The organism is Pseudomonas sp. GD03944 (assembly GCF_029839275.1).
Classification (GTDB): domain Bacteria; phylum Pseudomonadota; class Gammaproteobacteria; order Pseudomonadales; family Pseudomonadaceae; genus Aquipseudomonas.
Genome location: NZ_JAOCAH010000008.1, coordinates 200,322 through 221,561 on the forward strand (window position 1 = coordinate 200,322; position 21,240 = coordinate 221,561).

Sequence of the window (21,240 nt, forward strand, 5' to 3'; positions counted from 1 at the left end):
GAGTGCCAGACAACCCATCGAGCCTTGGAGCGTACGCCTTGCGCGAAATCGTCCTGATCAACATCACCGGCGAAGACCGTCCCGGGCTGACGGCCGCCATCACCGGTGTCCTGGCCCAGGGCGGGGTGAACATCCTCGACATCGGCCAGGCCGTCATCCATGACACGCTGTCCTTCGGCATCCTGGTCGAGATCCCGCACACCGAGCAGGCGTCGTCTGTGCTCAAGGATGTGCTGTTCACCGCCTACAAACTCGACCAGCAGGTGCGTTTCACCCCGGTGTCCGAGGCGGACTACCAGCATTGGGTGGCCGGGCAGGGCAAGGCCCGCCACATCGTTACCCTGCTGACCCGCAAGGTCACCGCCGAGCAGCTGCAGCGCGTCAGCGCGATCACCGCCAAGTACGCCCTCAACATCGACCACATCGACCGCCTGTCGGGGCGCATGCCGCTGGACATGCCGGCCGAGCAGGGCAAGGGCTGCATCGAGTTCTCCGTGCGTGGCGAGCCGGCCGATCCGGTGGCGCTGCGTGCCGAGTTCCTCAGCGTGGCCCAGGAGCTGAACGTCGACATCGCCTTCCAGCGGGATTCGCTGTTCCGTCGCAACCGCCGCCTGGCGGTGTTCGACATGGACTCGACCCTGATCGAGGCCGAGGTGATCGACGAGCTGGCCAAGGCCGCCGGCGTCGGTGAGCAGGTTTCGGAAATCACCGAGCGCGCGATGCGCGGCGAGCTGGATTTCGCCGCCAGCTTCAAGGAGCGCCTGGCGCTGCTCAAGGGACTGCCGGAAACGGTGCTGGCCGACATCGGTGCATCGCTGCGCCTGACCGAGGGGGCGGAAACCCTGTTCACCGAGCTGCGCCGCCTGGGCTACAAGACGGCGATCCTTTCGGGTGGCTTCACCTACTTCGCCAAGCAGTTGCAGGCCAAGCTGGGCATCGACTACGTGTTCGCCAACGAACTGCAGATCGTCGATGGCCTGGTGACCGGTGTGGCGGTCGAGCCCATCGTCGACGCCCAGCGCAAGGCGGACCTGCTGCGCGAACTGGCACATAAGGAAGGGCTGCGCCTGGAGCAGACGATTGCCGTGGGCGACGGTGCCAACGACCTGCCCATGCTGGCCATCGCCGGCCTGGGCGTGGCGTTCCGCGCCAAACCGCTGGTCAAGCAGTCGGCCAAGCAGGCCATCTCGACCCTGGGCCTGGACGGCATCCTCTACCTGCTCGGCTACCGCGACCGCGACGGTGTGGAGTAAAACCAGTGCCCACAAAAAAGCCGCCCTCGGGCGGCTTTTTTGTGGGGGAAACGATCGTTACTCGTCGCCGGCCGAGAAGTCGTAGTTCATCGACTGGCTCGGGCCCTGCAGGTAGTAACCCTGGATGTAGTTGACGCCGGCCTGCCAGAGGGTCGCCAGTACGCTGGCGCTCTCGACGAATGGCACGATGGTCAGCTTGGCCTGGGCGTGCAGGCTGGCCAGCAGGGTTTTCAGGGCTTCCTGGTTCTCTGCCTTACTCAGGTCCTGGGAGAACGAGCCGTCGACCTTCACGAAGTCGATGTGCAAGTGCTTGAGGGTGTTGAACGGGTTCAGCGCGCAGCCGAACTGGCTCAGGGCAACCTTGCAGTGCAGTTCGTTCAGGCCCTGGGTCAGGGCTTTGGCCTGTTTCAGGTAGGCGATGGCATCGGGTTCGCTGAACTGGAACACCAGGGAGTCCGATGGCAGGCGGGCCGCTTTCAGGGCAACGCTGAGCCACGGCAGCAGCGTCTGGTCCTGCAGGCTGGCGCTCGACAGGTGCACGAACAGGCGGGTGTTGTGGCCCTTGCTGCGGTGGTCGGCGAGCAGCTTGACCGAGTTGAGGATCACCCAGCGGTCGATCTTCTCGCCCAGTCCGGCTTCCTTCGCGGCGTTGAGGAATTCCAGGGGCGGCACTTCCTCGCCTTGCGGGCTGAGCAGGCGCAGCAGCACTTCGTAGTGCTCGTGGCTGTCGCCACGCAGGCTGATGATCGGCTGGAACAGCAGGCGGAAGCTGTTGTTCTCCAGGGCCTGCTGAACCATGGCGATGACGTTGCCGCGGTTGGCGGCGGCGGCCAGCTCGTCTGCCGGGTTGAATACCTTCAAGGCGTTGCCGTCGCTCAGTTCGTCCGCGCAGCGGTGGGCGCGGTCGACCACTTCCTGGGCTTTCGGCGTGGTCTCGTTGAGGCCGGCGATGCCGATGGACAGGGTGGTCTGGGCGGTGCGGCCGCTGACGTCGAACAGGTGGCCTTCGATCTTCTTCAGCAGGCTGCTCAGGTGCGCAGTGGCCTGCTCCGGCGTCTGGCCGGGCTGCAGGACGGTGAACACGTCATCGCCGAAGCGTGCCAGTTGGGCTTCGCCAGCGAAATGCGCGCGCAGCAAATTGGCCAGGTCGGTCAGCAGCAGGTCGATGCCGGCCAGGCCGACTTCCGCCAGCAGCGGGGCGTAACGGTCGATGCGGATGTAGGCCACGCTGGCGGGTTGCCCGGCGTTGACCGCGCGCTCGGCGGCGGCGTCCATCAGCTCGAGGAAGTAATTGCGGTTGTACAGGCCGGTGACCAGGTCCTGGCTGCTGATTTCGCGCAGCTTTTCTTCCAGTTCGGCGTTGCCGGTTTCCGCGCGGATGACCACCTGGATGCAGGGTTCGCCATCGTAGGTCGCCGGGGAGAAGTTCATGCGTGCCTGGAAGGTCTGGCCATCGGCCTTGACCCCGGTGCAGGCCAGCTCGGCATGGCCTTCGGCGCTCTGGTAGTTCTTCAGGAAGTCCTTGAAGTTGCCCTGGTCGGCGCCAGCGATCAGGTCGATCATCGGCATGCCTTCCAGCTCGTCGGCGTCTTCGTAGTCGAACAGTTCGAGGTAAGCGCGGTTGGCATAGATGTGCATGCCGTCATGCACGTAGGTGATCGCATCCACCGAGCTATCGAGCAGCAGCTGGCAGCGTTTTTCCGCCTCGCGCAGCGCCACTTCGGCGGCCCGGCGCGCACGGCGCTCTTCGAGGTTGGCCAGTTCGCGCTTGGCCACCAGCACCAGGCGCTCGTCGTCGCCTTGTGGCAGCGCGTCCTTGGCGCCCAGCATCAGGGCTTCGGTGATGCTCTCGGACTCGTTGTCGGCGAGCAGTTGAATGACGGGGATGTCCTTGGCCTGGCGGCGAATCGCGCCGACGGCTTCGCTCGGGTCCAGTTGCTCGCTGCTCGGTGCGGCGATCAACAGGTCCCAGCTCTGCTGCAGGGCTTCGCTCAGGTCATCGCTGGAGGTCAGGCGATGCACCCGGGTCGCGTTACCGGCGTTACGGAACAGGCTGACGAGGCGTTCAGCCTCGTTCTGCGAGTCTTCGAGAATCAGGAGCCGGATGGTTTTTTTTTCGATGGCCATGGCGGAAGTCAGATCGGCGCCGAACGGGCGCGAAAAGGCGACAAAAGGAGATGTGTCGGCAATCTACAGAGACTTCCAGAGTGAGTCAAAGTCTTCCTCCCCACTTGGCGCGCGGGTTCCCGGGGCTGTGACAGGTGTCCCGTGATCGGCCGGTTTCTGCTCCACGCTGCGGTACTCGAACTGGCTGAAACTGCCGGTGCTGGTCTGCCGGCGACTGAGTACCGCACGGCGCTCCGTGCCATTGATGTTGATCATCACCTTGTTGCCTTCCTGGAACGGCAGGCGCGGGGTGATCAGACTGGCCGGGCGGGAAATGGCGCTGATTTCCGGCAGCAGCAAGGCACGCAGGAACTGGCTGCTCTGCTCGGCCTTGCGCACCAGTTGCAGGCCGCAGGATTGGGCATGGGGGGCGATCAGCTCGATACCCATCTGGGTGCCGCCACCCCGGACCTGACGGATCCAGCGGACCACCGCGACGCTCCAGCCCTGTTCCGGGCTGTCCTGGATGCCCAGCAATTCGCCGGCCTGCAGCTGGCTGGGGACTTCCTTCGGCCAGGACAGGCAGTAGCCGCCCGGGCTGTGGTTGACGATCGGCAGGGAGAAGGTCGGGTAGCTTTCACCGGGCGCGGCAGTCTGCAGACCGTCTGCTTCCACGACCGGCTTGCTGTATTCGATTTCCTCGAACGGCATGCCATTTTCCCAGTTGTTGGCCTTCTGGGCATCGAAGGCGTTCGACCAGATGTCCGGGGCACCGGTATCCGGCTTGAACACGGCGGCGCCGATTTCCACGGGCAGCTTGAGCACTTCGTTGAAGGGGCGCTTGTTGGCCAGGAAGAAATGCAGGGCGGTCATGCCGATGCACAGGGTCAGGTTGCCCTGGCCCTGGGTGCGCTGGAAGGTGCGCTCGGAGATGTCGCCCCAGGCTGCGCCGAGGTGCTGCAGCATATCCAGGCTGAAACCATCCGGCACGAACAGGCGCGACTGCGCCTGGCTTTCCGCCGGCAGCAGCAGGTGTTCCTTGATCGCGTCGACCAGCGGTTGCGGGTCGATGCCGAGGGTGTGGTGCAGCTCGCTTTCCTGGAACAGCGAGGTGTAGCGGGGCGGGCCGTCCAGCTGCGGGGCCACGGCGAACAGGCTGTTGGCCGCGTCGCCGGCCTGCAGGTTGATCAGCGCGCTCCAGGGTTCCAGTACCTCGGCCAGGCGCGCGATGCTGTTCTGGCGCATCTGGTTGCAGCGTGCGCAGCCCAGTAGCAGGGCCACCAGGTAACTTTGTTCGGTGCTCAGGCCGTCGGTGTGACGGGCCAGCGGATCGCGGATGATCACCTTGTGCAGCGCGCGCTTGCGAGCGATCTGGTAGATCTGGTGCAGCTCCAGCCACAAGCCTTCCGGCACGGGGCAATAGAGCTGGCTGGCGCGAATCAGTGGGCTGCACAGGCTGTGGGTGGCGCGTTGCAGGGCCACGGCCAGCAGTTGGTTGCGCTCGCGACTTTCCTGGGCGGAGAGACGGGCGATGATGAGTTTGTAGCCGACAGCCAGGTGGTTCTGCAGGGCCTGGCACAGGTTGGCGACCTTGCGCGGGCGCTCGTCGAGCACGATGGCCTGATTGAGGAAGTGGCGTTCCAGGTGCTTGCAGACGAAGTACACCTCAGGCCGCAGCAGCTCGAGCATCTGCAGGCGGTTTTCCGATGGGGTCACCAGCTGGTTGAGCTCGACCAGAGCCTGGTACAGCTGACGGGCTGTTTCGCCGATGTTGGCTTTCGGCAGGGCACTGATCCAGCGCTTCAGGTCGCGCGGGGTGGCATCGCAGAATGACAGGCTCTGCTTACTGGGAGCCGGAACGCGGAGTAGCAGGTGAGAACTCTGTTTATCCATCTAACTCGGATACTCCAACGCCAACGGTCAGGCAATTCATTCTAGTCATAGTGCCTCGAACTCTAGCAGCATCTGACCAGGGCCGCAGCCCTCTCTAGGATGGGTTTGCCATGGGGTCGAGGCACACCGTTCACTGAATATCTGACCGATAGGGGGAACTGTCCGTTCAACCGGAGCGAGGTGATCCCGCTCCGGTCGTGGCGCTTTTATTGAGCGGCGTGGGCGCTGCCCAGGCGCTGGCCCATGCGCACGCCGCTGCAGGCGCCGAGGTTTTCGGCCCAGGTGACCTGCTCCGGTCCGAACAGCACGATGGCGGTGGAACCCAGCTTGAAGCGGCCCAGCTCGGCACCTTTCTCCAGGTGGATCGGCGTACGTGCGGCCTCGTCGTAACGAATAGTTTTCAAAGTGCGTCGAGGCGGGGTTACCAGACCGGCCCAGACGGTTTCCACGGACGCCACGATCATCGCGCCGACCAGGACCACAGCCATCGGACCGCGCTCGGTGTCGAACAGGCAGACCACGCGTTCGTTGCGGGCGAACAGCTCCGGCACGTTTTCCGCAGTGAGCTGGTTGACCGAGAACAGGCGGCCCGGCACATAGACCATTTCGCGCAGGGTGCCGGCCAGCGGCATGTGCACGCGGTGGTAGTCGCGCGGGGACAGGTAGACGGTGGCGAACTCGCCGCCCATGAAGGGAGCGGCGACCGCGGTATCACCCCCCAGCAGTTCCACCACGCTGTAGCTGTGGCCCTTGGCCTGGAAGATGCGGCCGTGTTCGATCTTGCCGAGCTGGCTCACGGTGCCGTCGGCCGGGCAGAGGATGGCATCCGGCGTGGCATCGAGCGGGCGAGCATCGGGTTTCAGCGCACGGGTGAAGAAGGCGTTGAAGTTTTCGAAGGCGGTCAGGTCTTCGATCTGCGCCTCTTTCATTTCCACCTTGTAGTGCCCGGCGAACAGGGCGATCAGCCGGTTCTTGAACCAGGTGACCCGGCATTCGGCCGCGAAGCCGATCAGGCGCGACAGCAGGTGGTGAGGCAGCAGGTACTGGCTGAGGATAAACAAGCGGTCTTTCATCGGTATTCCTTGGTTGTCGGCAGGGCGCGGGTCGATCAGCGATCGACCGGTGTGTCGGGGTGGTTGCCCCATTCGCCCCAGGAGCCTGCATAGGCCTTGACGCGAGGGTAACCGAGCGCCTTGGCGACCAGGTAGGTGAAGCCGGACCGGTGGTGGGTCTGGCAGTGGGTAATCACTTCTTTGTCCGGGGTGATGCCGAGGTCCTGGAGGATGGTCGGCATGTCACGGCGAATCCGCAGCTGGCGCGCCTGGTCCATGCCGGCGGTCCATTCGAAGTTGATCGCGGCCGGGATGTGGCCGGCCTTGGCGGCCAGGGCTTTCTCGCCACTGTACTCGGTAGGGCCGCGGGCGTCCCAGATCGCCAGGTCGGCGGCGCCCAGGCGGCTCGTCAGGTACTCACGGGTGGCGGTAGGGGCTTCATGCAGCGTCAGTGCGACGGTGCCACCGACGGCGGCGGGTTGTTCGGTGCTCAGCTCGCGTTCTTCCGCGAGCCAGGCATGCAGGCCGCCATCGAGGTAGTGATAACGGTGGTGACCGATCACATCCAGCAGCCAGATGAAGCGTCCGGCCCAGCCGCCGCCCTCATCGTCATACACCACGTAGACCGCATCGTCGCGGTGGCCGAGCTCGGCGAACAGTTGTTCCAGCTGCGCCTTTTCCGGCAGCAGGCCGGGAGCGGGCGGCTGGCCCAGTTGCGTGCGCTTGGGGTCGACGAAGCGCGCACCGGGAATGTGCCCGGCCGCGTAGCGGGCGGTGCTGGTCAGGTCCACCAGGATCAGCTGCGGTGCGTTCAGGTGCGCGGCCAGGTCGGCCGGCTCGATGACCAGAGGCAAGTCGGTGAAAGCAGTCATGCGCGATCTCACGCCCGTGAAAAAGGGCCAAGTGTAGCGGAAAGGCCGAAGGCTGTTGATGCCGGATCGTGGCGGGGCGTTTCAGCGCCCGCGGTTGGCGAAGGTGCCCAGGGCGCGCTCGATGCATTGGGCGGTTTTGCCGAATGCCTGCAGGCTGGCGTCGCCAATCGGGACGCCGGCCTGGTCGGCCAGTACTATCATCACCACCCGGCCGTTGGCCGCCACGGAGCGGATCAGCAGGTGCTCGGTGGGAAACAGGGCTTTCAGCGAGCCCGGCAACATGGCGGAGAACTGGGCGATGTTGGCCGGAGTCAGCTTCAACTGCGCAGACGCCTGCAGCAGGCGGCGCAGTACCTGGCTGTTCTGCGGGTCGAGGGTCAGCCCGGTCGGCGCGGGATCAAGGCCGGCATGCTGCTGGACCAGCAGGCGGGTGTGGTTGCGATCGGCCAGCAGCACCAGTACCCGTTGCATGCCGCAGGCCTGGATGGCCTGGAGGGCGCAACTGCTGAGCTGCACCACGTTGCTGAACGCACTGGGCTGGGCCAGCAACTGCCCGCAGGCCTGCCGCCATTCATCGACTTCGACGCTCTTCTCCGGAACGGGTTGTACCTGTTGCAGGTGGCTCGCATCCCAGGGCCAGAGCAGGGCTTCGGCCGGGTGCCAGAGGCCCAGGGTGGGCTGCAGGCGGGCGCTCTGGGCGGCGTGCTGGTGAATCTGCTGCTGCAGGTCCGCCAGGGGCATTTGCAGGTAAAGGCCGGTGAGGCGTTGCCAGCGCAGGCTATGGGGACCGTCCCAGGACTGATGGGCCGACAGCGCCAGGCAATTGGCCAGGAGAATGCTGTTGGCGGGTTGGGTCAGCCAGCGCCGCAGGTTGGGATCGGCATCCAGGCTTTGTTGCTGCTGCAACGGGTGATCGTTGAGGTGGGCAATGTGCAGCGCCTTGATCAGCAGACGGCGGTCGTGGGCCAGCAGCCGGTAGCCTTGAGTGATCCATTCCGGCAGGCGCCAGCGCTCGGCCAGCGCCAGGCACAGCTTCAGCAGGGGCACCCCGAGCACCTCGCGCTCGACCTTCAGCGTCGGCTCACCCTTGACCAGCACCCGTTGTTCCCAGATGGCGAACAGCTCCGGGCGCGCGGCCAGCAGCGACCAGAGCGGCGCGAGGAACAGCAGGCTGCTCCAGTGGATTTCCTGCCACAGGCGCGCCAGGCGCCCGGCGAACAGGCCGTTGGCCTGTTGGGTCGCGTGCTGGCTGATCAACTGGATCTGCCGCAGCGGCAGCGGGATCTCTTCCAGGGGCAAGGCGGGCTGGCGCTCCAGCAGTGCCTCGGCTCGTTTCAGGCCGAGCCGGGTGAGGGCGTTCTCGAGACTTTCCGCCGGCTCGGTGAGCTCGTTGCCCTTGCGGTTGGCCTCGCGCATCACGCTCAGCGCCAGGGCCGGGCAGTCCTGCATCAGCTCGGCAATGTCACGTAACGAACGGCGATCGTCGCCCAGCGCTCGGCGCACCCGCAGGTGGCTGTCGGCGGGAACCGGCAATAGCTGGCTGTCCAGGAACTTGAGCCAGGCGTCTATGCTGCGGGGTGTCGACGATACTGTTGTGGGCATGTGTGTTGAGCCAAGCTGGCTTTTAGCCTTAACTGGCTATAGTCTCGCGCACAACTTCCGATAAATAGAAGGGTTGTTTTGCAAAACCCTTACTACTGGCTCTGGCAAGTTTCCTTTTATGGCAAAAATCATCGGCATCATTGTTGTATTCGCCAGCGTGCTCGGCGGGTTCATTCTGTCTGGCGGCCAGTTCATGGCGCTGGTTCACCCGTTCGAGGTCATGATCATCGGCGGCGCGGCGCTGGGTGCCTTTCTGCAGGCCAACCCGGGCAGCATGTTCATGCAGGTCTTCAAGAAATCCTTGAAGATGTTCAGTTCGCGTTTCACCCACACCTATTACCTGGAAGTGCTGCGCCTGCTCTACGAGATTCTCAACAAGAGCCGGCGTGAAGGGATGATGGCCATCGAGGCGGACCTCGAAGACCCGGCCGCCAGCCCGATCTTCAGCAAGTACCCGGCGATCCTCAAGGATGAGCGCATGACCGCGTTCATCTGCGATTACCTGCGCATCATGTCCTCGGGCAACATGGCGCCCCACGAGCTCGAAGGCCTGTTCGACATGGAACTGGCCAGCCTCAAGGAAGAGCTGGAGCACCCGGCCCATGCCGTGGCGAAGGTGGCTGACGGCATGCCCGCGATGGGGATCGTGGCGGCGGTACTGGGGATCGTGATCACCATGTCGATTCTCGCCGAGGCGGACAACGCCGAAATCGGTGAAAAGGTCGGTACCGCCCTGGTGGGTACCTTCCTCGGGATTCTCGCGTCCTATGGTTTCTTCGGCCCGCTGTCCGGTGCGCTGGAGCACGACGCCAAGGAAGAGCTGAACGTCTACGAAGCCATCAAGGCCGGCCTGGTGGCCTCCGCCTCCGGCATGCCGCCGTCCCTGGCGGTGGAGTTCGCCCGCAAGGTGCTGTACCCGGCACACCGCCCGAGCTTCATCGAGCTTGAACAGGCGATGCGCGGGAGCTGACGTCTGAATCATGGAGAATAACCAGCCGATCATCGTCAAGCGGGTCAAGAAGGTTGCAGGTGGCCACCACGGGGGTGCCTGGAAAATCGCCTTCGCCGACTTCGCCACCGCGATGATGGCCTTCTTTCTGGTGATGTGGCTGATGTCCTCGGCCACGCCCGAGCAGAAAAAGCTGATTTCCGGCTACTTCAAGGACCCGATCGGTTTTTCCGAGAGTGCCAGTCCCTATGTGATCGACCTGGGCGGCTCGCCTACGCCGTCGCCGGAGCGCACGCTCAATCCGGAAGCGCAGGATCCGTCGGTCAGCGAGAAAGAGGAAAACATCGAGGCGGACAAGGTCGAGGAAATGGCCGAGGAGCTGGAGCGCGAGCGCCTCGAGCTGCTGCTGCAGGAGTTGCAGAACAAGGTCGAGGAAGACCCGCAGCTGCAGCGCTTCAAGGACCAGATCCTGTTCGAGATCACCCAGGACGGCCTGCGCATCCAGATCATGGACGCCGAGAACCGCCCGATGTTCGACCTCGGCAGCGCCCGCCTGCAGCCGTATTTCGAGGACATCCTGCTGGCCATGGTGGACACCATCAAGGCCGTGCCCAACAAGATCAGCATCAGCGGCCATACCGACGCCAAGCCGTTCGCCGGCACGGGCGACTTCGGCAACTGGGAACTGTCGGCCAACCGCGCCAACGCGGCGCGCCGCGTGCTGGTCGCTGGAGGCTATGAAGAGGACCAAGTGGCTCGCGTGGTCGGCTACGCCTCGTCGGCATTGTTCGACCGCAACGACCCGCTCAACCCGGTCAACCGGCGCATCGACATCACCGTGCTGACCAGAAAGGCCCAGCGTGCCATCGAGGGCGAGCAGGGCGGCGGTGAATCAACGGATGCACCGGCAGAGCCGGCGGCGCCCGGGGGCTCGTCGGGAGGCGATTCGCCGCTGCCGGCGGATCAGGTGCGTGAGCGACTGAACATCTTCGAGGAAGGGGTGCTGCAGTTCGACCAGCCCCGGGAATAGCCCCCAAGCCAGAACAGAACAAGGCCGCGATCAGTCGCGGCCTTGTCGTTTCAGTAGTCGTCTTCCGGCAGGCTGGCGAGGATGTGGCGGTAGCTGGCCATGCGTTGTGGCTGGATACGCCCGTCTTCCAGGGCCTTGAGCAGCGCGCAGCCGGGTTCGCGGTCGTGCTTGCAGTCGCGGAAGCGGCATTGGCCGAGTAGTTCGTTGAATTCGATGAAACCGGCTTCGACGTCATCGCGGCTGACGTGCACCAGGCCGAATTCACGGATACCGGGGGAGTCGATCAGCTCACCACCGCCGGGGAAGTGGAACAGGCGCGCGGTGGTGGTGGTGTGGGTGCCCTTGCCGGTCAGTTCGGACAGCGCCCCGACCCGCGTGTCGACGCCCGGGAGCAGGCTGTTGACCAGCGATGACTTGCCCACACCCGACTGGCCGACGAACACGCTGACGTGACCGTCCAGGCGCTGCTTGAGCTGCTCCATGCCGTCGCCCTCGTGAGCCGAGACCTCCAGCAGCGGGTAGCCGAGCTGGCGGTAGACGCCGAGCAGGGCATTGAGCGGCCCTTCGTTCTGCGCGTCGATCAGGTCGGCCTTGTTGAGCAGCAGTAACGGGCGGATGCCCGCGTGCTCGGCGGCCACCAGGTAGCGGTCGATCAGGTTGGCATGCGGCTCCGGCAGGGGGGCGAAGACAATGACGATCAGATCGACGTTGGCCGCCACCGGCTTCAATTGGCCGCGGGTGTCGGGGCGGCAGAGTTCAGTGCTGCGCGGCAGTTGCGCGACGATCACGCCGATGCCCTGGTTGCCGGCACGCCACACCACCCGGTCACCGGTGACCATGGTCGGCAGGTTGGCGCGCAGGTGACAGCGGAATACCTGGCCGGCCTCGTCGCCTTCCTGGGCCTCGACCTCGACCTGAACGCCAAAGTGGGCGATGACCAGGCCGATCTGTTCCGGACCCAGGTCGCCACCCTCGAGCGTCTGCACGGCCTGGGACTCGCGTTTGGCGGCCCGGGCGGCACGTTCGCCCTGGATCTTTTCGATGCGCCAGCTTTGGCGGCGACTGAGTTGGCGTTTGGCCATGGGGGTTCTGCTGTCCGGTTGCGGTGTAAATCGGTCGCGAGTCTAGCACGCGCAACATCTGCCGCCTGCGCCAGCCGCTACACTGCGCGAAATCTTCAGCGAAGCGAGGGGCGAAAGGGGTGACGCAGGTACGCGTGTTCGAACGATACCCGGTAGTGGGGGCACTGCTGGCGCAGGCCCTCGCGACGCTGGCGATCGGGCTGTTCGTGGTGGTCATGGCGCAGCTGTCCAGCTGGCGCCTGAGCTGGCTGGCGGCCGGGCTGCTGCAGGGGGCATTGGCCGCCGGTATCGGTTCCTGGCTCGGGTTGTCGCGCTGGTGGTACTGGCTGAACCTGGCGTTCGTGCCGGCCCTGCTGCTGGCCAATGGTGCGGCCCTGCCGTCCTGGGTGTTCCTGGTGGGCTTCGTGCTGGTGCTGCTGCTCAACTGGAACAGCATCGGCGAGCGCGTGCCGCTGTACCTCACCGGTGCGCGGGGCCGGCGCGAGCTGGCCGTGTTGCTGGAGCGGCGTCCCGTGCCGTTCCGCTTTATCGACCTGGGCTGCGGGCCGGCGGGCACCCTGCTGTGGCTGTCACGGCGATTCCCCGAGTCGCAGTTCGTCGGCGTGGAAACCGCACCGCTGCCGTTCGCCCTGGCCTGGCTGCGCAGTCTGTCGCGGCGCAATTGCCGGATCCGCTACCAGAACCTCTGGCGCAGCGACCTTTCAGCGTTCGATGTGGCCTATGCCTTTCTTTCGCCTGCGCCGATGGCGGGCATCTGGGACAAGGCGCGCACGCAACTGCCGCCGGGTGGCTGGCTGATCAGCAATACCTTCGAGGTGCCCGACGTACCGCCCGATGAGGTGGTGGCGCTGGACGACTGGCGGCGCTCGCGCTTGCTGCTCTGGCGCATCCCGGAGTGATTTATTTCGCTAAACTGGCGGTTCACGCTTAGGAGTGCAGCATGCAGAACCCACAGAACCTGATCTGGATCGACCTGGAAATGACCGGTCTGGACCCCGAGAAAGACGTCATCATCGAGATGGCCACCATCGTCACCGATAGTGACCTGAACATCCTGGCCGAAGGCCCGGTGATCGCGGTTCACCAGAGCGATGAACTGCTCGCGGGCATGGACGAGTGGAACACACGCACCCATGGCGAGAGCGGGCTGACCCAGCGCGTGCGCGAAAGCACCATCGACCAGGCCGCTGCCGAGGCGCAGACCATTGCCTTCCTGGAACAGTGGGTGCCGAAGGGCAAGTCGCCGATCTGCGGCAACAGCATCGGCCAGGACCGCCGCTTCCTCTATCGCTACATGCCGACCCTGGAAGCATACTTCCACTACCGCTACCTGGACGTCTCGACCCTGAAGATCCTCGCCGGCCTGTGGGCGCCCCAGGTCAAGGATGGGTTCCAGAAGCAGGGCACGCACCAGGCGCTGGACGACATCCGCGAATCCATCGCCGAGCTGGCGTACTACCGCGAGCACTTCCTCAAGGTCTGAGGTGTTTCAAGGACACAGGGGCGCTCGCCCCTGTGTCGTCTGCTGTTCATCCCCGACGCTTTTCGTGCTGGGCCAGCGCCCATTCGACGTGCTCGCGCACCAGGTCGGACGGGTGGTCCCGCCGCGCCCGCAGGGCTTCCAGTACCGGAATGCTCGACGGCGCATTGCCCAGGCCGACCGCCAGGTTGCGCAGCCAGCGTTCGTAACCGGCGCGCCGCAGTGGCGAACCCTCGGTGCGGCTGAGGAATTCGTCTTCGCTCCAGCCGAACAGCGTGGCCAGTTCGGCATTGTCCAACTGGTGACGGGGCTGGAAGTCGCTCTGTTCGGTGGGGCGGGCGAAGCGGTTCCACGGGCAGACCATCTGGCAGTCGTCACAGCCGAACACCCGGTTGCCGATGGGCGCGCGCAGGTCTTCGGGGATCGAGCCCTTGAGCTCGATGGTCAGGTAGGAAATGCAGCGCCGCGCATCGAGCACATAGGGGCCGACGAAGGCGGCGGTGGGGCAGATGTCCATGCACGCCGTGCAGCGGCCGCAGTGTTCGGTGCCGTGGGCGGGGTCCACCGGCAGGGCCAGGTCGACGAACAGCTCACCGAGGAAGAAATAGCTGCCTGCCTTGCGGTTCAGCACCAGGGTGTTCTTGCCGATCCAGCCCAGGCCGGCCTGTTCGGCGATGGCCTTTTCCAGCACCGGCGCGCTGTCGACGAAGGCCCGGTAGCCGAAAGGGCCGATCTGCTGCTGGATGCGCTCGGCCAGTTGCTGCAGGCGCTTGCGGATCAGCTTGTGGTAGTCGCGGCCCAAGGCGTAGCGCGACACATAGGCCTTTTCCGGCTCGCCCAGGCGTTGCGCCATCTGGGTGTCGCCCGGCAGGTAATCCATGCGCAGCGACACCACGCTCAGGGTGCCCGGTACCAGTTCGTCAGGGTGGGAGCGCTTGCTGCCGTGGGCCGCCATGTAGTCCATTTCCCCCTGATAGCCGGCATCCAGCCAGCGCTGCAGGTGCGCTTCGTGCTCGCCCAGGACCACGCCGGTGATGCCGACCTGCTGGAAGCCCAGCTCACGGCCCCAGTCCTTGATGGACTGGGCGAGGGCGTCGAGGTCGAGGGAGGTGCTGCTCATACGGAAACGGTTAACCGGGGCTCAGGTGCGTATAATTCTGCCAGACATCGGAGCCCACGCATGCCGCATTCGCCTGACAATCTTCCCCTTGCCCTCTACAGCGCCGACCAGGTGCGTGCGCTGGACGCCCGCCTGATCGCGAGGGGTACGCCGGGATTCGAGCTGATGACCCGTGCCGCCCATGCCATCTGGCGCGTGCTGCGCCGTCGCTGGCCCGACGTGGAGCGGCTCACGGTACTGGCCGGGCGTGGCAACAACGCCGGTGATGGTTACCTGGTGGCTGCGCTGGCCCTGAAAGCAGGCTGGCAGGTTCAGGTGCTGGCCGTGGGCGACAGTGCTGCTCCGAGCGGCGATGCCCGGCGGGCGTATGACGAAGCCGTGGCAGCTGGCGTGCCGATACGGCCCTGGAGCGAGTGTGCGGCGCTGGATGGAGTCGTGCTGGATGCCCTGTTGGGTACTGGCATCCGAGGCATGGTGCGTGAGCCGTATGCCCAGGCGATCCGCAGTGTGAACGCCAGCGGTCTGCCGGTTCTGGCGGTGGATATCCCGTCGGGGCTGTGCAGCGACACTGGGCAGGTCCTGGGTGTGGCTGTGCGGGCGCAGCAGACGGTGACGCTGATCGGCCTCAAGATCGGGTTGTTCACCGGCGTGGCGCCTGAATGGGTCGGCGCACTGGCGTTCGACGACCTCCAGGCGGAGCCGGGACCGGTGGCCGAGCAGGCCTGGACGGCACAGCGTCTGTCGAGCGACAGCGTGCCCCGTCTGCCGTTACGACCGTTTTCCGTGCACAAGGGTCAGCTGGGGCATGTGCTGGTGGTGGGCGGTGATCATGGATTTGGCGGCGCGACCTTGCTGTCCGCCCAGAGCGCCTTGCGCAGCGGGGCTGGCCTGGTATCCCTGGCTACTCGAGGCGAAAACCTGGCCGCGGCCCAGGCGCGGTTGCCGGAAGTGATGAGCGTAGCGGTGGCTTCCGCCAATCAGTTGCTGCACCTGGGCAAGGCGGCATCGGTCTGGGTGGTGGGGCCAGGGCTGGGGCAGGCCGCCTGGGGGCGCAGCCTGTGGTCGGCCGCGCTGTCCAGCACGGCGGCTCAGGTCTGGGATGCCGATGCGTTGAATCTGCTGGCAGACCAGGCCGTCAGCGTGCCGGCCGGGACGGTACTCACGCCGCATCCCGGTGAGGCCGCGCGCTTGCTGGGGATGTCCACGGCCGAGGTCCAGGCCGATCGCCCGGCGGCCGCACGGGCGCTGGCCCGGCGCTACCAGGCGGTGTGCGTGCTGAAGGGCGCGGGCACGCTGGTGGCCGACCCGGAGGGTTCGCTGTGGCTGTGTGACCGCGGGCATCCGGCGATGGCCGGCGCGGGGCTGGGGGATGTCCTGGCGGGGCTGATCGGTGCGTTGCGTGCCCAGGGACTGTCCGCCCGTGCGGCGGCCTGCCTGGGTGTCTGGGTGCATGCCGTGGCAGGCGAGCGGCAGGCCGAATTGGGGTGTGGGGTGGCCGCCAGCGACTTGTGCGCGTCTATCCGTCAGGTATTGCAGGAGCAGGTCGAGTGACTGAAGTAGAACGTTTTGCCGCCGACGAAGACGCCATGCTGGTGCTGGGGGCGCAGATTGCCCAGGTCACTGCCGGTCGCGGGGTCATCTACCTGCACGGCGATCTCGGGGCCGGGAAAACCACCCTGTCGCGCGGGATCATTCGTGGCCTGGGGCACTCCGGCGCGGTGAAAAGCCCGACCTTCACCCTGGTCGAACCCTACGAAATCGGCACGGTACGCGCCTACCATTTCGATCTGTACCGCCTGGTCGATCCCGAGGAACTGGAATTTCTCGGCATCCGTGACTACTTCGAAGGCGATGCCCTGTGCCTGGTCGAGTGGCCGCAGCGTGGCGCCGGTGTTTTGCCAAAGGCGGACATGGACATTACCATTAGCCCGCATAAAGCCGGGCGTTTGCTGCATATTCAGGCGCACACTGCTCGCGGCCAGGCATGGGCGGCTTCTCTGGCCACGGCTTGAGCGCGGCGACCGTTCGTGGCGATTGCCGAACGGCTGCGCCGTAGCGTCATCCGCAGCAGTTTTTCACGGCCTGCCGGCCATCGGAGCATGATCAGAACAATGGGGTTGGCTATGCGCATAGGCGCACGTTTCATCGCAGCAGGCGTGATCATGGCGGTCTTCGCCGCCGAAGTATTTGCTGCTTCGGATGTACGTAGCGTGCGGCTGTGGCGGGCACCGGACAACACGCGCCTGGTCTTCGACCTGTCCGGTCCGGTGCAGCACAACGTGTTCACGCTCAGCGCCCCCAACCGGATCGTCATCGATGTCTCGGGTGCCAAGCTGACCACCTCGCTGGACAAGCTGGCCCTCAGCAATACGCCGATCACTGGCGTTCGCTCCGCGCAGCGCACCCCGGAGGAGCTGCGGGTGGTCATCGACCTCTCGGCCACCGTGACGCCGAAGAGCTTCACGCTGGCCCCCAACCAGCAGTATGGCCATCGCCTGGTGGTCGACCTGTTCGACCAGGGCGCCGACACCGCCCCCAGCCTGCCAACCTCGCCGGCGACCAGTTCGCCTCCCGTGCCGGTGACCCCGACCCAGGCGCCTCCCAAGCTGACGCCGGTGCCCAACGGCAAGCGCGACATCGTGATCGCCATCGACGCCGGCCACGGTGGGGAAGACCCGGGTGCGCTGTCACCTGTCAAAGGGCAGTTCGAAAAGAACGTGACCCTGGCCATTTCCAAGGAGCTGCAGCGGCAGATCAATGCCGAGAAGGGCTTCCGTGGCGAACTGGTGCGCACGGGCGACTATTTCATTCCGCTGCGCAAACGCACCGAGATCGCCCGCAAGAAGGGCGCGGACCTGTTCGTCTCCATTCACGCCGACGCTGCGCCGCGGGCGGCGGCCTTCGGTGCCTCGGTCTATGCCTTGTCGGACCGCGGGGCCACGTCGGAAACGGCGCGTTGGCTGGCGGATGCGGAAAACCAGTCGGACCTGATTGGCGGTGCGGGCAATGTGAGCCTGGACGACAAGGACCGGATGCTGGCGGGCGTGCTGCTGGACCTGTCGATGACGGCCTCGCTGTCTTCCAGCCTGAACGTGGGGCAGAAGGTGCTGAGCAACATGGGCAGCATCACCCCGCTGCACAAGCGCCGCGTCGAGCAGGCGGGCTTCATGGTGCTGAAGTCGCCGGATATTCCGTCGATCCTCGTGGAAACCGGGTTTATCTCCAATCCGAACGAAGCGCGCAAGTTGCACACGTCCTCTCATCAGCAGGCGCTGTCGCGCGCCATCGTGACCGGCGTGAAGCAGTTCTTCCAGCAGAACCCACCGCCGGGCACCTACATTGCCTGGCTGCGTGACAGCGGCAAGCTGCCCCAGGGGCCTCGTGAGCACGTGGTTACGTCCGGGGAAAGCCTGGCGCTGATCGCGCAGCGCTACCAGGTCAGCCTGGCGTCCCTGCGCAGTGCCAACTCCCTACGCTCCGACGTGATCAAGGTCGGCCAGACCCTCAAGGTTCCTGCGACCTCGCTGGCGGCTCAGCCATGAGTGGCGCGGCGCGCATCCAGCTGCTCAGCCCGCGGCTGGCGAACCAGATTGCCGCCGGTGAGGTGGTCGAACGTCCTGCCTCGGTGATCAAGGAACTGCTGGAGAACAGCCTCGACTCCGGCGCCAAGCGCATCGATGTCGACGTCGAGCAGGGTGGCATCAAGCTGCTGCGCGTACGGGATGACGGCAGCGGCATTCCGCCGGATGACCTGCCCCTGGCCCTGGCGCGGCATGCCACGAGCAAGATTCGCGAGCTGGAAGACCTGGAACAGGTCATGAGCCTGGGTTTCCGCGGTGAAGCCCTGGCATCGATCAGCTCGGTGGCACGCTTGACCTTGACCTCGCGCACGGCCGATGCCGAGCAGGCCTGGCAGGTCGAGACCGAAGGGCGGGACATGCAGCCCCGGGTCCAGCCGGCGGCGCACCCGGTCGGCACCTCGGTGGAAGTGCGGGACCTGTTCTTCAACACCCCGGCCCGGCGCAAGTTTCTCAAGACCGAGAAAACCGAATTCGACCACCTACAGGAAGTCATCAAGCGCCTGGCGCTGGCGCGTTTCGACGTGGCCTTCCACCTGCGCCACAACGGCAAGACCATCCTGTCGCTGCACGAAGCGCCGGATGCCGCCAGCCGTGCGCGTCGTGTCGCCTCCGTCTGCGGCCCGGCGTTTCTCGAGCAGGCGCTGCCGATCGAGATCGAGCGCAACGGGTTGCACCTGTGGGGCTGGGTCGGTTTGCCGACATTCTCGCGCAGCCAGGCCGACCTGCAGTATTTCTACGTCAACGGCCGCATGGTGCGCGACAAGCTGGTCGCCCACGCGGTGCGCCAGGCGTACCGCGACGTGCTGTTCAATGGCCGCCATCCGACCTTCGTGCTGTTTTTCGAGATCGACCCGTCGGTGGTCGACGTCAACGTGCACCCGACCAAACACGAAGTGCGCTTCCGTGACGGGCGCATGGTGCATGACTTCCTCTATGGCACCTTGCACCGTTCCCTCGGGGAAGTGAGGCCGGAGGACCAGTTGGCGGCGTCGGCTGCCGTCGGCGCCATGGTTCGGCCGACCGGTCCGGCCGCCGGTGAATTCGGTCCGCAGGGCGAGATCGGCCTGTCGGCCAGTGTGCTCGAACGCTCGCCAAACGAGTCGGTATGGCGCTCCCCAGGGGCGGGCTACCAGGGGCAGTCGCGCTCCGAGAGCATGTTGCCCAGCGCGGAAGCCCAGGGCGCCTATCGCGAGTTCTTCGCCCCGCTGCCGACGGCTGCCGCCGGTGCGGTGGCGCCGAGCCTGCCCGAGGCGCAAGGTGATGTGCCGCCGCTGGGGTATGCGATCGCTCAGTTGAAGGGCGTGTACATCCTGGCCGAGAACGTTCAGGGCCTGGTGTTGGTGGACATGCACGCCGCCCATGAACGCATCACCTACGAGCGCCTGAAGATCGCCATGGCCAACGAAGGCCTGCGCAGCCAGCCACTGCTGGTGCCGGAATCCATCGCCGTCAGCCAGCGTGAAGCCGATTGCGCCGAAGAGCACGGCACCTGGTTCCAGCGCCTGGGCTTCGAGTTGCAGCGCCTGGGCCCGGAAAGCCTGGCCATCCGACAGATCCCGGCGTTGCTCAAGCAGGCCGAGGCCACGCAACTGGTGCGCGATGTCCTGGCGGACCTGCTGGAGTACGGCACCAGTGACCGTATCCAGGCCCACCTCAACGAGCTGCTCGGCACCATGGCCTGCCACGGTGCGGTGCGGGCCAACCGGCGCCTGACCCTGCCGGAGATGAACGGCCTGCTGCGCGACATGGAGCACACCGAGCGCAGCGGCCAGTGCAACCATGGGCGTCCTACCTGGACGCAACTGGGTATGGATGACCTGGACAAGCTGTTCCTGCGCGGCCGCTGAGCAGCGGTCCGCCCGATAATAGAGACGATGTAACGATGCCTGAGCGCCTGCCCCCGGCGATTTTCCTGATGGGCCCGACTGCTGCCGGGAAAACCGACCTGGCCCTGGAGCTGGCGCGGGTGTTGCCCTGCGAGCTGATCAGCGTCGACTCGGCGCTGATCTACCGGGACATGGACATCGGCACGGCCAAGCCGGACAAGGCGACGTTGGCGGCCTATCCCCATGCGCTGATCGATATCCGCGACCCGGCGCAGAGCTATTCCGCCGCCGAATTCCGCGCGGATGCACTGGCGCATATGGCCGAGATCACTGCCCGTGGCCGTATCCCACTGTTGGTGGGCGGCACGATGCTTTATTTCAAGGCGCTGCTCGAAGGCCTGGCCGACATGCCGAGTGCGGACCCGCAGGTCCGTGTCGATATCGAGGCGCGTGCCGCTCGCGAAGGGTGGGAGGCGCTGCACCGGGAGCTGGCCGCGATCGATCCGGAGTCTGCCGCGCGCATTCATCCCAACGATCCGCAGCGGCTGACGCGGGCCCTGGAGGTTTATCACGTCAGTGGTTTGACGATGACCGCACACCGTCTGCGTCAGGCTGCACAAAATTCTGACGGCGGCACGCCTGGCACCGGGCAATTCCCCTATACTGTCGCTCAGTTGGCGATTGCGCCGGCGCAGCGTCAGGTGTTGCACGAACGGATTGCGCAACGATTTGCGATGATGTTGGAACAGGGCTTTGTCGAAGAGGTCGAACGCCTGCGACAGAGAAGTGACTTGCACGTGGGATTGCCGTCTATACGTGCGGTGGGTTATCGGCAAGTGTGGGATTACCTCGAGGGCAACCTCGACGCGCAAGCGATGCGCGAGCGCGGCATCATCGCCACCCGCCAGCTGGCCAAGCGTCAGTTCACCTGGTTGCGAAGTTGGTCCGATCTCCAGTGGTTCGATAGCCTTTCCTGCGACAATCTGCCACGCGCCTTGAAATACCTGGCATCGGTCTCCATATTGAACTGAGACCTTGCCGTTGGCCGTCTATCCTTGGGGGTAAGACGTCTTAAAGCCGTTCGTTGGTTTACTAAAAATACTGAATTATTGATCCTTAAAGGAGTGCGGCACATGTCAAAAGGGCATTCGCTACAAGACCCTTACCTCAATACCCTGCGTAAGGAACGCGTCCCGGTTTCCATCTATCTGGTCAACGGCATCAAGCTGCAGGGCCAGATCGAATCTTTCGACCAGTTCGTGATTTTGCTGAAGAACACTGTCAGCCAGATGGTCTACAAGCACGCCATTTCTACCGTTGTACCGAGCCGTCCGGTTCGTCTGCCGAGCGCTGGCGAGTCCGAGCAGGCCGACGCCGAACCGGGTAACGCCTGA

At 65.3% G+C, this 21,240-nt stretch carries 18 protein-coding genes; 11 read left to right on the forward strand and 7 right to left on the reverse strand.

Annotated features, from left to right (window positions below; all coding sequences use genetic code 11):
- Nucleotides 1–38 precede the first annotated feature (38 nt).
- Nucleotides 39–1,253, forward strand: coding sequence for a phosphoserine phosphatase SerB (gene serB / locus N5C28_RS14635; RefSeq protein ID WP_279823362.1), 1,215 nt, complete (start codon nt 39–41; stop codon nt 1,251–1,253).
- A 57-nt stretch (nt 1,254–1,310) separates the two neighbouring features.
- Here the strand turns inward: serB and N5C28_RS14640 are convergent, their stop codons facing one another.
- From N5C28_RS14640 to N5C28_RS14660, 5 genes are all read right to left on the reverse strand, one after another.
- A complete protein-coding gene (locus N5C28_RS14640) occupies nt 1,311–3,380 on the reverse strand; it encodes an EAL domain-containing protein (protein ID WP_279823364.1) in 2,070 nt (689 codons plus the stop codon).
- A 63-nt stretch (nt 3,381–3,443) separates the two neighbouring features.
- The gene (locus tag N5C28_RS14645) at nt 3,444–5,252 is read right to left on the reverse strand and encodes a molecular chaperone (RefSeq protein ID WP_279823365.1); all 1,809 of its coding nucleotides are present in this window, start codon (nt 5,250–5,252) and stop codon (nt 3,444–3,446) included.
- Between the two features lie 206 nt (nt 5,253–5,458).
- A complete protein-coding gene (asd, locus tag N5C28_RS14650) occupies nt 5,459–6,331 on the reverse strand; it encodes an archaetidylserine decarboxylase (protein WP_279823435.1) in 873 nt (290 codons plus the stop codon).
- A 29-nt stretch (nt 6,332–6,360) separates the two neighbouring features.
- Nucleotides 6,361–7,176: a rhodanese-like domain-containing protein gene (locus tag N5C28_RS14655; RefSeq protein ID WP_279823366.1), complete on the reverse strand. Its 816-nt coding sequence runs from the start codon at nt 7,174–7,176 to the stop codon at nt 6,361–6,363.
- Nucleotides 7,177–7,257: 81 nt separating this feature from the next.
- Nucleotides 7,258–8,778, reverse strand: a complete 1,521-nt coding sequence (locus tag N5C28_RS14660) for an HDOD domain-containing protein (RefSeq protein ID WP_279823367.1) — start codon at nt 8,776–8,778, stop codon at nt 7,258–7,260.
- A 118-nt stretch (nt 8,779–8,896) separates the two neighbouring features.
- Here N5C28_RS14660 and motA point away from each other — a divergent pair, with 118 nt between their 5' ends.
- On the forward strand, nt 8,897–9,748 hold the full coding sequence (gene motA / locus N5C28_RS14665) for a flagellar motor stator protein MotA (protein ID WP_279823369.1): 852 nt from the start codon (nt 8,897–8,899) through the stop codon (nt 9,746–9,748).
- A gap of 10 nt (nt 9,749–9,758) precedes the next feature.
- Nucleotides 9,759–10,757 carry a flagellar motor protein MotB gene (motB, locus tag N5C28_RS14670; protein WP_279823370.1) on the forward strand — a complete coding sequence of 333 codons (999 nt, stop codon included), beginning with the start codon at nt 9,759–9,761 and terminating at the stop codon, nt 10,755–10,757.
- A 50-nt stretch (nt 10,758–10,807) separates the two neighbouring features.
- On the opposite strand, the gene rsgA is transcribed toward motB, so the two are convergent.
- The gene (gene rsgA, locus N5C28_RS14675; protein ID WP_279823371.1) at nt 10,808–11,839 is read right to left on the reverse strand and encodes a small ribosomal subunit biogenesis GTPase RsgA; all 1,032 of its coding nucleotides are present in this window, start codon (nt 11,837–11,839) and stop codon (nt 10,808–10,810) included.
- 134 nt (nt 11,840–11,973) lie between these two features.
- Between rsgA and N5C28_RS14680 the strand changes: the two genes are divergently transcribed.
- Together N5C28_RS14680 and orn are read left to right on the forward strand one after the other, a co-directional pair.
- On the forward strand, nt 11,974–12,738 hold the full coding sequence (locus tag N5C28_RS14680) for a class I SAM-dependent methyltransferase (protein ID WP_279823372.1): 765 nt from the start codon (nt 11,974–11,976) through the stop codon (nt 12,736–12,738).
- Between the two features lie 41 nt (nt 12,739–12,779).
- Nucleotides 12,780–13,322, forward strand: coding sequence for an oligoribonuclease (gene orn, locus N5C28_RS14685; protein WP_279823373.1), 543 nt, complete (start codon nt 12,780–12,782; stop codon nt 13,320–13,322).
- 46 nt (nt 13,323–13,368) lie between these two features.
- On the opposite strand, the gene queG is transcribed toward orn, so the two are convergent.
- Complete coding sequence (gene queG / locus N5C28_RS14690; RefSeq protein ID WP_279823375.1) at nt 13,369–14,439, reverse strand: tRNA epoxyqueuosine(34) reductase QueG; 1,071 nt, start codon at nt 14,437–14,439, stop codon at nt 13,369–13,371.
- Nucleotides 14,440–14,499: 60 nt separating this feature from the next.
- On the opposite strand from queG, the gene N5C28_RS14695 reads away from it, so the two are divergent.
- The 6 genes from N5C28_RS14695 to hfq all read left to right on the forward strand — a co-directional run bounded on the left by N5C28_RS14695 (nt 14,500) and on the right by hfq (nt 21,240).
- Complete coding sequence (locus N5C28_RS14695; RefSeq protein ID WP_279823377.1) at nt 14,500–15,990, forward strand: NAD(P)H-hydrate dehydratase; 1,491 nt, start codon at nt 14,500–14,502, stop codon at nt 15,988–15,990.
- Entirely contained in the window at nt 15,987–16,451 is a 465-nt protein-coding gene (tsaE, locus tag N5C28_RS14700; protein ID WP_279823379.1) for a tRNA (adenosine(37)-N6)-threonylcarbamoyltransferase complex ATPase subunit type 1 TsaE, read from the forward strand. The genes N5C28_RS14695 and tsaE overlap by 4 nt, the downstream gene beginning before the upstream one ends.
- Nucleotides 16,452–16,562: 111 nt before the next feature.
- The gene (locus N5C28_RS14705) at nt 16,563–17,981 is read left to right on the forward strand and encodes an N-acetylmuramoyl-L-alanine amidase (protein WP_279823380.1); all 1,419 of its coding nucleotides are present in this window, start codon (nt 16,563–16,565) and stop codon (nt 17,979–17,981) included.
- Nucleotides 17,978–19,867 (forward strand): DNA mismatch repair endonuclease MutL, encoded by a 1,890-nt coding sequence (gene mutL / locus N5C28_RS14710; protein ID WP_279823382.1) that lies wholly within the window; start codon nt 17,978–17,980, stop codon nt 19,865–19,867. The genes N5C28_RS14705 and mutL overlap by 4 nt, the downstream gene beginning before the upstream one ends.
- 35 nt (nt 19,868–19,902) lie before the next feature.
- Entirely contained in the window at nt 19,903–20,877 is a 975-nt protein-coding gene (gene miaA, locus N5C28_RS14715) for a tRNA (adenosine(37)-N6)-dimethylallyltransferase MiaA (protein ID WP_279823383.1), read from the forward strand.
- 102 nt (nt 20,878–20,979) lie between these two features.
- Complete coding sequence (gene hfq / locus N5C28_RS14720; protein WP_279823385.1) at nt 20,980–21,240, forward strand: RNA chaperone Hfq; 261 nt, start codon at nt 20,980–20,982, stop codon at nt 21,238–21,240.